10 protein-coding genes and 2 rRNA genes (1 of these 12 running past the window's edge) are annotated in these 12,236 nt (G+C 37.6%); 5 read left to right on the top strand and 7 right to left on the bottom strand.

Features of this window, described 5'->3' with window-relative positions; translation table 11 throughout:
• Nucleotides 1-17: 17 nt before the first annotated feature.
• Both NYR30_RS12750 and kduI read right to left on the bottom strand, forming a co-directional pair.
• Nucleotides 18-1,004: a TRAP transporter substrate-binding protein gene (locus NYR30_RS12750; protein ID WP_302501303.1), complete on the bottom strand. Its 987-nt coding sequence runs from the start codon at nucleotides 1,002-1,004 to the stop codon at nucleotides 18-20.
• A gap of 47 nt (nucleotides 1,005-1,051) precedes the next feature.
• Entirely contained in the window at nucleotides 1,052-1,894 is an 843-nt protein-coding gene (gene kduI / locus NYR30_RS12745; RefSeq protein ID WP_066114244.1) for a 5-dehydro-4-deoxy-D-glucuronate isomerase, read from the bottom strand.
• A gap of 278 nt (nucleotides 1,895-2,172) precedes the next feature.
• Here kduI and kdgR point away from each other — a divergent pair, with 278 nt between their 5' ends.
• Complete coding sequence (kdgR, locus tag NYR30_RS12740) at nucleotides 2,173-2,973, top strand: DNA-binding transcriptional regulator KdgR (RefSeq protein WP_066109362.1); 801 nt, start codon at nucleotides 2,173-2,175, stop codon at nucleotides 2,971-2,973.
• Here the strand turns inward: kdgR and kdgK are convergent, their stop codons facing one another.
• From kdgK to NYR30_RS12725, 3 genes are all read right to left on the bottom strand, one after another.
• Nucleotides 2,974-3,885, bottom strand: a complete 912-nt coding sequence (gene kdgK, locus NYR30_RS12735) for a 2-dehydro-3-deoxygluconokinase (protein WP_302501302.1) — start codon at nucleotides 3,883-3,885, stop codon at nucleotides 2,974-2,976.
• Nucleotides 3,886-3,910: 25 nt separating this feature from the next.
• Nucleotides 3,911-4,669 (bottom strand): 2-dehydro-3-deoxy-D-gluconate 5-dehydrogenase KduD, encoded by a 759-nt coding sequence (gene kduD, locus NYR30_RS12730; RefSeq protein WP_302501301.1) that lies wholly within the window; start codon nucleotides 4,667-4,669, stop codon nucleotides 3,911-3,913.
• A gap of 237 nt (nucleotides 4,670-4,906) precedes the next feature.
• Nucleotides 4,907-6,121 carry a pyridoxal phosphate-dependent aminotransferase gene (locus tag NYR30_RS12725; RefSeq protein ID WP_302501300.1) on the bottom strand — a complete coding sequence of 405 codons (1,215 nt, stop codon included), beginning with the start codon at nucleotides 6,119-6,121 and terminating at the stop codon, nucleotides 4,907-4,909.
• A gap of 151 nt (nucleotides 6,122-6,272) precedes the next feature.
• Here NYR30_RS12725 and NYR30_RS12720 point away from each other — a divergent pair, with 151 nt between their 5' ends.
• The 4 genes from NYR30_RS12720 (at nucleotide 6,273) to NYR30_RS12705 (ending at nucleotide 10,416) form a co-directional block, all read left to right on the top strand.
• Nucleotides 6,273-7,556, top strand: coding sequence for an isochorismate synthase (locus NYR30_RS12720; RefSeq protein WP_066114238.1), 1,284 nt, complete (start codon nucleotides 6,273-6,275; stop codon nucleotides 7,554-7,556).
• Nucleotides 7,557-7,572: 16 nt separating this feature from the next.
• Nucleotides 7,573-9,279: a 2-succinyl-5-enolpyruvyl-6-hydroxy-3-cyclohexene-1-carboxylic-acid synthase gene (gene menD, locus NYR30_RS12715; protein ID WP_066114236.1), complete on the top strand. Its 1,707-nt coding sequence runs from the start codon at nucleotides 7,573-7,575 to the stop codon at nucleotides 9,277-9,279.
• A 95-nt stretch (nucleotides 9,280-9,374) separates the two neighbouring features.
• Nucleotides 9,375-9,581: a YMGG-like glycine zipper-containing protein gene (locus NYR30_RS12710; RefSeq protein WP_066114233.1), complete on the top strand. Its 207-nt coding sequence runs from the start codon at nucleotides 9,375-9,377 to the stop codon at nucleotides 9,579-9,581.
• A gap of 214 nt (nucleotides 9,582-9,795) precedes the next feature.
• The gene (locus NYR30_RS12705; RefSeq protein ID WP_082987489.1) at nucleotides 9,796-10,416 is read left to right on the top strand and encodes a hypothetical protein; all 621 of its coding nucleotides are present in this window, start codon (nucleotides 9,796-9,798) and stop codon (nucleotides 10,414-10,416) included.
• 251 nt (nucleotides 10,417-10,667) lie between these two features.
• Here NYR30_RS12705 and rrf read toward each other — a convergent pair.
• Both rrf and NYR30_RS12695 read right to left on the bottom strand, forming a co-directional pair.
• A 5S ribosomal RNA gene (gene rrf, locus NYR30_RS12700) occupies nucleotides 10,668-10,783 on the bottom strand.
• A gap of 195 nt (nucleotides 10,784-10,978) precedes the next feature.
• A 23S ribosomal RNA gene (locus tag NYR30_RS12695) occupies nucleotides 10,979-12,236 on the bottom strand; it runs 1,631 nt beyond the window's last position.

Raw genomic sequence — 12,236 nt, 5'->3', positions numbered from 1 at the left:
GCCTATCTTATTTTTGCTTATTTCAATGCGATAATTTTTTCATATAACGCTTTTTGTTCAGGTGTTTTGATTAACTCTTCTTGTAACGGTTTGCAGCTTTCTTGGAATGGTTTGGTATCCACTTCTACGAAAGTTGCTCCTTTTTCTTTAGCAAATGCTTCCGCAGTTTTAATTTGCGCATTCCATAGCTCAAATTCTTTCTTGGTGCTTTCTTTTGCTAATTTCTTCAAAGTGGCTTGATCTTCTGGAATCATTGAAGATAAGAAAGATTCGCTAACAACTAACAAATCTGCAACACGTAAGTGGCCTGTACGAGAGAAGTAAGGCGCTACTTCATATTGTTTTAAATCTGCATAAGTAATTTCATTATTTTCTGCACCATCCAACACACCTTGTTGAATCGCGGTATAAACTTCACCTTGGTTCATTGGTACACCGGTACCGCCCATACAAGACAACATTTTAATCATAGTGTCAGATTGCAATACGCGGATTTTCTTACCTTTAAGGTCTGCAATTGTTTTAATTGGTGTACCTTTGGTATAAAGACTTCTTGCACCTGCGGTATAAGCAGTTAATACCTCAAAACCAAATTTTTTAGTTGAAGCAAAGAGATTATCTAAAATATCTGAAGTAAACACTTTCTCTTGGTGAGCAGTGTTTGCATAAACATATGGAATACCTAATACAGCAAAGGTTTTGTCATAGTTTTCTACTAACGGATTAGCAACTACCGCCATTTGAATTGCACCATTTTGTACTAATTCTAATGAAGCACGTTGATCCCCTAATAATTCATTTGGGAATACACTCACTTTATAACGCCCATCTGTCGCTTTAGATAATTGTTCACCAAACTCTTTTAATGCTTGGTATTGTGGGTGTTTATCAGATTGGTTAAACGCCACTTTCAATTCTGTTGCGGCAGCAACATATGAAGAATAAAGCGCTGTAATGGCTGCAGCTAAAAGAGTGGCTTTTTTAGATAATTTGAAGATTTTCATCTTGCTCTCCTGTTTTGGATAGTTTGTAGAAAAATGAACAGATATGACTAACGTAACTCTTGCATTGGAATGAAATCCATATCATCAAAAGTTTGATTTTCACCAGCCATACCCCAAACAAAGCTGTAATTCTTCGTACCGCAACCAGAATGAATTGACCAGCTTGGCGAAATAATTAATTGTTTATCTCGCACCACAATATGACGAGTTTCTGTTGGCTCGCCTAAGAAATGAAAAACGACTTGATCAGGTTCAATATTGAAATAGAGGTAAGCTTCCATACGACGTTCATGCGTATGAGCAGGCATAGTATTCCAAACACTACCTTTTTCTAGCTCTGTCATTCCCATACAAAGCTGGCAAGTTTGTAATACATCAGGATGTAGATATTGATTAATGGTACGTGCATTAGAATTTTCTAATGAACCTAGTTTTACTTTACGTGCATCACTATATTTCACTAACTTACTTGGGAATGAATGATGTGCTGGTGCACTAAGACCATATAGCACTGCTGGTTGTTGTTGATCTAAAGAAGAAAAAACAATTTCCTCTGTTTCTTTTCCTAAATACACAGCATCCAAATGATCTAATGTAAAACTGCATTGTTTTGTTTCAACTAACGCTGTACCCCCAAGGTTGATCAATCCTAATTCTCTACGTTCTAAGAAAAATTCTGTACCAAAAGATTTCTTATCAATAACTTCATCTAATGACAATTTCGCTGAACCATTAGGTATTGCGCCTAATGCAACTAAACGATCAATATGGCTATAAACGACATTAATTTTGCCGACTTGAAATAAATCTGCGCAAAGAAATGCTTCACGTAAACGATCTGTATCATAAGATTTCGCATCTAATGGATGCATATTATGTAGAACCTTCATTCCATACCTCCTAAAATAATTGAGCTAAATCTAAAACAGAATTTCATTTCCGTCCATCACCAAAAATCAAATTTGTGATTTAGATCTAAAAATTTTAAAACAATGTTTTATTTTTATAAAAATGAAGGTTATAGTTTGCTTGGGATAATCAGATTAGATAGCTAACTTACTCTGTTTAAACCTGAGAATCGTATATTCGCTAAACAAAATATTTCTAATAAGAATATGATTGTTTATAATTCGTCAGTTTTGTTGTTATGGGGAACTAATTTAAAAAGATGAAAAAAGAAAATACCTCAATAGAATCAGTTGCTTCAGTACTGAAAGTTTTCAGTATTTTAGAAATCTTATCTGAACAAAAAGATATCGGTATTACCGAGTTATCACAAAAATTGATGATGTCAAAAAGCACGACTTATCGTTTTCTACAAACAATGAAAAATTTAGGCTATGTCTATCAAGAGGATGACAGTGATAAATATGGCCTCAGTCTTAAGCTTTTTGAGCTTAGTGCAAGATCATTAGAATATGTTGACCTGATTGCATTTGCTGATAAAGAAATGCGTGGTATTTCTGAAAAAACAGGTGAAGCGTTACACCTTGGTATTTTAGAAGGTCACGAAATTGTTTACCTACATAAAATCGATTCAAAATACAATTTACGTATGCAATCACGAATTGGTCGCCGTAATCCGTTATACAGTACCGCTATTGGTAAAATTTTACTTTCAGGGGTTACTGATGATGTTGTACGTTCAATTTTAGATGGTGTTGAATTTGTACAATCTACAAAGAATACTGTAAGTAATGTGGAAAAACTAATCCCTGAAATCCACCTTGTTCGTGAACAACATTACGCAGAAGATAACGAAGAGCAAGAAGACGGGTTAATTTGTATCGCTGCACCAGTTTATAATCGTTTAGGGCAAATTATTGCAGGCGTTTCTATTTCTTTACCGTCAATTCGTTTTAAAGAAAAAGAACGCCCATATTTAGTTAATCTATTGCAACAAGCTGGAAAACACATTTCCGAACGCTTAGGTTTCTATGGTTATCCTGTCTTGAATGACAAACAATAATTAAATTGATGGCATAGCGGTTGTTGGAATAATAGCACCTTTGTATTGAATAACGGTGCTAGCTACTTGATGTCCTGCTGCTGCAGATTCCGCAATCGTGCCGCCTTGTAATCTTTTCGCTAAATAGCTCGCACTAAAAGAATCACCTGCTGCTGTCGTATCGACAACTTTCTCCACACTCACTGCTGCAACTTCACAACGTTCAGTAGTTGTCGCCACCACACAAGGCTCTTTACCTCTTTTCACAACCACTTCTTTTACGCCTAACTGCAATGCTTGTTTTATCGATTGTTCATAATCGGTAAAACCATATAACGCTTGGTCATCTTCAAAAGTTAGGAAAGCCATTTCCGCTAAAGAAAGAATTTTCTTATATGCTGCTTGCGTCGCTTCAATACTTTCCCACAAGGCTGGACGATAGTTATTATCAAAAATCACTTTGACAGATAATTGTTCAATTGCAGCTAACAATTTTTCACGATCTGCTACTGGCAAAATAGCCAAGCTAATTCCGCTTAAATAAAGGTATTGGTATGATGATAACGCTTTAACCACATCCGCAACGGTGAGATTTGCTAACCAATAACGCGCTGCTGCATCGTTACGCCAATACAAAAAGCGACGTTCCCCATTAGGATCTGTTTTAATCATATATAAGCCAGGTTGCTTATTTGGTACTGTGAACACAGCTGATGTATCAATATTTTCTGTACGCCAATATGCTAGCATCTCTTGACTTAAATCATCTTTACCAACACCCGTAATATAAGCAACCTGTGCCGAAGCGCCTAACAAACGCGAAAGATAAATCGCCGTATTTAATGTATCACCCGCAAACCCCTGACGATAACCAGCTTTATCGCCAGATAGTTCAATCATACATTCCCCTAAAATTGCAATTTTATTCTGCATTGTAAGCACTCCTTTTTACTCTCTATTATCTTGCTAACCAGCCGCCATCAACTGCAACAGTATAACCATTGATATAATCTGCCGCCGCAGATGCCAAGAATATACATGGGCCAGCTACATCTTCTGGTAAACCCCAACGGCTAGCTGGAATACGATCTAAAATTTCTTTGCTTCTAACATCATCACTGCGTAATGCTGCTGTGTTGTCGGTTGCCATATATCCTGGGGCAATAGCATTAACGTTAATGTTATATTTCGCCCACTCATTGGCCATAGCACGAGTAATCCCCATAACAGCGCTTTTAGACGCAGTGTATGAAGGTACACGAATTCCGCCTTGGAATGAAAGCATAGAAGCAATGTTAATAATCTTACCGCCAGATTGTTGCTTAATAAACTGTTTCGCTACAGTTTGTGAAAAGAAAAATACTGTTTTTAAGTTGATGTTAATTACATCATCCCAGTTTTGTTCAGTAAAATCGATCGCATCTTCACGACGAATAATACCTGCATTATTAACAAGAATATCAATCTTGCCAAAAGCAGCTACTGCTTGTTCTACTAATGAAGGAATCTGATCTTGCTCCATTAAATTTGCCTTTAAATTGACAAAACGTCTGCCTAATGCTGCAATCTTTTCTGCAGTTTCTGTCGCATCACTTAAATTCACCCCAACAATATCACAACCAGCCGCAGCCAAACCTAATGCCATTCCTTGTCCTAATCCTGTATTACAGCCAGTGACAATGGCAACTTTTCCAGACAAATTAAATTTTTCTAACATTTTTTTCTCCTCATTTTAAGCATATTAAGAAAAAGCTCCGATAAATAATAATTTGTTTTGTATTTTTTGAAAAGCTGTTTTATTGTTTTTATTATAAAAATTTAATTTTTGTGATCTAGGCTAAATTAACGCAACTTTATCCGGTTTATTTAGAGAAAATTTAGCTAAAAAAATCTCTCTTATCCTAGAATAAGAGAGATGGAAACCTCAAAAATGGAATTTGGATCTATGAATAACTTATTGACGATAATGGCTTAAAAATCTGGCTAATTTCACCATTGCTTCTTCAATTTGATGTACATATGGCAAGGTAACAATACGGAAATGATCTGGCTTGTGCCAATTAAAACCACGACCATGCACCAAGAGTACCTTTTCTTGTGTTAACAAATCAAAGACAAATTTTTCGTCATTATAGATGTTATACATTTCTGTATCAATTTTCGGGAACATATACATTGCCCCTTGTGGCTTAACACAACTTAACCCTGGAATCTGGTTAATCAATTCATAAGCTTTATTGCGTTGTTCTAATAAACGGCCACCTGGCAAAATAAATTCATTAATACTTTGGTAACCACCCAGTGCAGTCTGGATCGCATGTTGCATCGGTACAGTCGCACATAACCGCATCGACGCCAACATATCTAAGCCTTCAATATAACCTGCTGCAGCTTTTTTCGGCCCATTTAAAACCATCCAACCTTGTCTAAAACCTGCAACACGATATGCTTTTGATAGACCATTTAAAGTCACTGTCAATAAATCTGGCGCTAATGCAGCAATATGATGATGCACTGCACCATCATATAAAATTTTGTCATAGATTTCGTCAGCAAACACAATCAACTTATTTTGACGCGCGACTTCTGCAACCTCTAGTAATAGATCTCTACTATAAACGGCACCAGTAGGGTTGTTCGGATTAATAATGACAATGGCTTTTGTTCTTTCTGAAATTTTCTTCTTAATATCTGCAATATCTGGGAACCAATTTTGTTCTTCATCGCATAAATAATGAACTGCTTTACCACCAGATAAGGTTACCGCCGCTGTCCATAGTGGATAATCAGGCATTGGGACTAACACCTCATCACCATCATTTAACAATGCTTGCATCGACATAGTTATTAATTCAGATACACCATTACCAATATAAACATCATTTACCCCAACGTTTAATAAACCTTTCGATTGGTAATACTGCACAATCGCTTTACGCGCTGAATAAAGCCCTTTGGAATCACAATAACCTTGCGCTGTTGGTAAATTTCTAATCACATCAACCAAAATCTCATCTGGCGCTTCAAAGCCAAATGGCGCTGGATTACCGATATTTAATTTTAAAATCTTGTGTCCTTCTTCTTCTAAACGACAAGCCTCTTTATGTACTGGTCCACGAATATCATAACAAACGTGTTCCAGCTTATTTGATTTTGGAAAATAGTCCATTCTCGCCACCCTATCTGCATAATTTCAACTGTAAATTTCGATTACTTTACGCTAATTTTTTAGGCTTAGAAAGATTTTCAAGAAGTTTATTTGAAATTACGGTAGAATTACTCCTTTTCTAATCTTTTGGATAAATAGATCCCTTTTTGCAATGAATGTATTACAACAAATCAAAACATTACTCACTGAGCAGATTGCTATTTATCAACCATCATCACAATCATTCGGTGAAATACAAATTAGCCTTAATTCACCAGCTGTTGATCTATTAACTTGGCTAAAAGCGCAAACATTATTCCCGCAATTTTATTTTGAACAACGTAAACAAGAATATGTTGTCGCTACTATTGGTGCGATACACACTATCAACGATTTTACGCTGCTTACACAATTGAAACAGGAATACCCAACATTTAATTTTATCGGCGGAGTAAAATTTGCTGGTGAAATTCAATTTATTTTGCCTCGACTTTATCTTGAATGCCGTTCACACCAAGTTATCGTCAAACTCTTTATCGATCATCGTAACTGGTCAAATGAACGACAAAAATTATCGCAAGATTTAGCTTTGTTGACAGAACAACAACCATTGACATCAATATCGCAAATAAAACCTAATTTATTGTCACAAAGCAGTGATCAACAAAGCTGGCAACAACTTATACAAAACGCATTAATTGCAATGCAGAAAAAACAGTTTGCAAAAGTGGTATTAGCACAAGAGATGATCTTTCAGTTAAATAAACCACTAAATGCCTTTGATTTCTTAGCAGCAAGCCGCTTAGTAAATCACCATTGTTATCATTTTATACTTGCAGAAACAGCAGATAATATTTTTCTCGGTGCTAGTCCAGAATGTTTATATCAGCGTTCAGCTAACCATTTTCATACTGAAGCTTTAGCAGGTACTGCACCCATTGGTGAAACAGCACAGCAACAACAAAAATACCAATCTTGGTTATTACAAGATCCAAAAAACTTAGAAGAAAATCAATTTGTTGTCGATGATATCTGTCATCGTTTAGCGCCTTATTGTACGGAAATTAATATTGAAAAAGTGCAATTGCGCCAATTACGGAAAGTACAACATTTATGTCATCCCATTCATGCTACATTAGCGGTAGAATATACTGATTGGGAACCTTTATTTGCAATTCATCCAACCGCTGCTGTTGCCGGTTATCCAAAACAAGCAGCAATGGATTTTATTACTCATAATGAACCATTTAAGCGTAATTGGTATGCTGGCGCCATTGGCGTTATTTCGCAAAACTTTGCTGAACTCTGTGTTGGTTTGCGCTCAGCTAAAGTAACCAATACTCAATTACACCTTTTTGCTGGCGCTGGTATTGTCAAAGAATCAAAAGCAGATGAAGAGTGGTTAGAAATAGAAAGGAAAATGTCTGGGTTATTATCTTTATTCGAGATTAATTAGGAGTTAGGAGAACATAATGTCAATAAGTACGTTTAATCGCTGTTGGTCTAAAGTGATCTTAAAAACATTGCTCAATTATGGTGTAAAACATATCTGTATCGCTCCTGGCTCGCGCTCAACTCCACTTACTTTAGAAGCTGCTCGCTTACAAGATGCTAGTATGATCACTTGTCATACCCATTTTGATGAGAGAGGTTTAGGTTTTTTTGCGCTCGGTCTAGCGAAAGCACAACTCAATCCAGTTGCAATTATTGTTACCTCAGGCACTGCTGTTGCTAACCTTTACCCTGCTATTGTTGAAGCGTATCAGACTCAAGCCAATTTAATTATTTTGAGTGCAGATCGACCATTAGAGCTAATTGATTGTGGCGCTAATCAAGCTATCCCACAAGAAAATATGTTTGCCCATTATCCAGTTGCTACCGTTAATCTACCTAAACCAAGTCAAGATTATGCAGCAAACTGGTTAGTTTCAACGCTAGAACAAGCTTGTCATCAACAAAAATTAACTCCTGGTGTTGTACATATCAACGTTCCGTTTGCTGAACCATTATATCAGGCAGATCTTGCACAAATTGATACGCACAATTGGCTGCAACCAATCAAAACTTGGCTCAATGGCAATAAGCCTTGGACACAACACCCAGACAATCAAATAGAAGTATTAATTCATGAAAAATGGGATCTTTGGCGTACAAAAAAAGGCGTTGTCGTAGTAGGCAGATTGCCGCTCGAACAAACTATGGGTATTGCAACATGGGCGAATACGATGGGATGGATACTGCTTACCGATATCCAATCCGGTGTCGAAGCCACTTTACCTTATGCCGACATTTGGTTAGCTAATCAAACTGTTTTTAAACAATTACTACAAGCAGATATCGTTATTCAACTTGGTAGCGGAATTATTAGTAAACGTATTAACCAATTCCTTAACGCATTCCAAGGTGAATACTGGTTGGTTGATGCTTCACAACGCCGTTTAGATCCATCGCATCATCAACAAACACGTTTTCATGCTAAAGTTCATCATTGGTTACGTGCTCATCCACCGCTTAGACAAAAGCCTTGGTTATTAGAACCTTTAGCACTATCGCAATTCTGTGCAACTTTTATCGAGCAACAAGTAGGTAGTAACTTAAATGAAGCCTCTCTAGCTCATCATGTAGAAAGATTGTTACCAAATAATGGCGTTTTATTTTTAGGTAATAGTTTATTTGTTAGATTAGTAGATGCTCTCTGTAAATTACCTAACAATTACCCTGTCTATACTAATCGTGGTGCAAGTGGTATCGACGGTTTATTAGCGACCGCAGCAGGTATCGCAACCGCAAAAGAATTGCCATTAGTAGTGATGCTTGGCGATATTTCGACATTACATGATCTGAATTCATTTGCCTTATTCAGAAAGTTAAACTTGCCAACAATTATTTTTGTTATCAACAATAATGGGGGCGCTATTTTTGATATGTTACCTGTTGATACAGAAGCAAAAGAGCAATATTACCGTTTACCACACAGCTTAGATTTTTCTCAAATAGCAGCGATGTTTGAACTCAATTATTCTCGTCCATATACTTGGGCAGATCTCAGTTCAACTTTAAAAAATGCTTATGCACGTAAGAGCGCTACTGTAATTGAGATAAAAGTTAATGCTACAGAAGGTAGTTCAATTTATAAAAACTTAGCTGAACAAATCTCTCAAGCAGTGATTGGTGATTAATTCAATAATTGTATGACTAAATTCTAACTATAGTTTTTACCCTTTCTCTGTTATGCTGAGAAAGATCATTTTAATTACTTTTAAGGAGAAAAATAATGAAAACAATAATAAAACTTACCACAATCTCAATCTTAATGTTCTCTCTTGCTGCTTGCGGAAATTTAAGTAAGCGAGATAAAAGTACAATCGCTGGTGCTGGTATTGGAGCAGTTGCCGGAGCCGTACTATCTAGTGGCAGTGCTTTAGGTACAGTTGGTGGTGCAGCAGTTGGTGGCGTCATTGGTAACCAAGTAGGTAAATAATTAACTTCCCAATTCTATATAAAAATAAACGCATTCATTATAATTATGAATGCGTTTATTTTTATTAAAATTATTATGAATCTTTTATTGCTAAAATTAATCCTAACACCTACCTTACTACTTCTTTGCAACTCTAGCTGGACGAAAATGGGGGCCTACTGCAGGAGGATTAATTGTTGGTTTACCACTTACATCTGGACCAATTTCATATTTTTTGCTTCTCGATCATGGTATCGAATTTACACAAAATGCCATTACTGGTTCATTATGTACACTAACAGCGCAACTTTTATTAGCAATCAGTTACATTAAATTTGCTAAATATGGATCAATAATTGCTTCAATATTTGCCATTTTAACTTTTATATTAGTTGCTTCTCTTTTATTTTACCTTTCATTATCTAAATCTCAGTTACTAATACTAGGAATAACATTAATAATATTTTCCCTAGCTTTAATTCCCTTATCTAATCAAAATCAAATAAAGATTTCCTCGCCAAAATGGGATATCCCGCTTAGATTAGTTGTTATCACTATCTTGGTAATTTTTGTCACTTTTATTGCAAAATTCATTGGTCCTCAAGCTAGCGGAATACTTGCATCATTTCCATTTATGGCGTTAATTCTTGGTATTTTCACTCATCAAATTTCAGGCTACCAATCTGCACAATTGGTAATGAGAGGGTTAATTAAAGGACTTCTTGGTTTTGGCATATTTTTTTATACTTTAAGCCTATTATTGGTAGAACATAATTTATATTTATCGTATTTGATCGCTACATTGCTTGCTATTATTGTGCAAATTCCACTTCTTATCTTTAAGAAAAAATCCTAATAATAATTTCTTCCTCGAATAATATAAATTCTCTCAAAATATGATGAAAAATTAATAATTAATTACACCACATTTTCAATTAAATGCGCTATACAACTAGAGGATCTGGAAAAGATTATTTTAAGTAAGAGCTAAGAAAATAAGGTATGTTTAAAATGAAATTGGAATAGCCTAAGTAAAATCCAATTATCCATAAACAATAAAAAAACGCTAGTCGATTCCTCAACTAGCGTCCTTCTCTCTTTTCAATAACCTGGCAGTGACCTACTCTCACATGGGGAATCCCCACACTACCATCGGCATTACGACATTTCACTTCTGAGTTCGGCATGGATTCAGGTGGGTCTATCGCATTCTCGCCGCCAGGATTAATCCTTTTGACTTTCTGCTTCTAGCTTCTCGCTTTCTGCTTTATCTTCTTCTCTAAAAAACGTTCACAAGCTGTCAACTCATCAGTGAGTTTTCTTTTCCTCTCACTGCTTTCTCTCTCTCGCTTCTTCGCTTTTTTCGCTTTTCCGCTTTTCTTACCTGCTCTCTTCGGGTAAAAACCCTTCAGCGTTGTATAGTTAAGCCTCTCGGGCAATTAGTATGGGTTAGCTCAATGACTCACATCACTTACACACCCCACCTATCTACGTCGTCGTCTTCAACAACCCTTACAATCTCTCGATTGGGACAACTCATCTCGGGGCAAGTTTCGTGCTTAGATGCTTTCAGCACTTATCTCTCCCGCACTTAGCTACCCAGCAATGCTTCTGGCGAAACAACTGGAACACCAGCGGTGCGTCCACTCCGGTCCTCTCGTACTAGGAGCAGCCCCCCTCAATTCTCCTTCGCCCACGGCAGATAGGGACCGAACTGTCTCACGACGTTCTAAACCCAGCTCGCGTACCACTTTAAATGGCGAACAGCCATACCCTTGGGACCTACTTCAGCCCCAGGATGTGATGAGCCGACATCGAGGTGCCAAACACCGCCGTCGATATGAACTCTTGGGCGGTATCAGCCTGTTATCCCCGGAGTACCTTTTATCCGTTGAGCGATGGCCCTTCCATTCAGAACCACCGGATCACTATGACCTACTTTCGTACCTGCTCGACTTGTCCGTCTCGCAGTCAAGCTTGCTTCTACCATTGTACTAACCTCACGATGTCCGACCGTGATTAGCAAACCTTCGTACTCCTCCGTTACTCTTTGGGAGGAGACCGCCCCAGTCAAACTACCCACCAGACACTGTCCGAATACCCGTTACAGGTACCTCGTTAGAACATCAAACGTTAAAGGGTGGTATTTCAACATCGACTCCTTACCAACTGGCGTCAGTATCTCTCAGTCTCCCACCTATCCTACACATTAAAATTCAAGGTTCAGTGTCAAGCTATAGTAAAGGTTCACGGGGTCTTTCCGTCTAGCCGCGGGTACACCGCATCTTCACGGCGATTTCAATTTCACTGAGTCTCGGGTGGAGACAGCCTGGCCATCATTACGCCATTCGTGCAGGTCGGAACTTACCCGACAAGGAATTTCGCTACCTTAGGACCGTTATAGTTACGGCCGCCGTTTACTGGGGCTTCGATCAAGTGCTTCTCTTTCAATAACACCATCAATTAACCTTCCAGCACCGGGCAGGCGTCACACCCTATACGTCCACTTGCGTGTTTGCAGAGTGCTGTGTTTTTATTAAACAGTTGCAGCCAGCAGGTCTCTTCGACTGGTTCATGCTCCATCTGTTCAGACTTCACACTACGCCAGCGCACCTTCTCCCGAAGTTACGGTGCTATTTTGCCTAGTTCCTTCACCCGAGTTCTCTCAAGCGCCTT

Source organism: Gallibacterium salpingitidis, from assembly GCF_030517105.1.
In the GTDB taxonomy this organism is placed as follows: Bacteria; Pseudomonadota; Gammaproteobacteria; order Enterobacterales; family Pasteurellaceae; genus Gallibacterium; species Gallibacterium salpingitidis.
The sequence above is the reverse complement of the archived record's forward strand: the minus strand, read 5'-3'. Positions and strand labels throughout refer to the sequence as shown.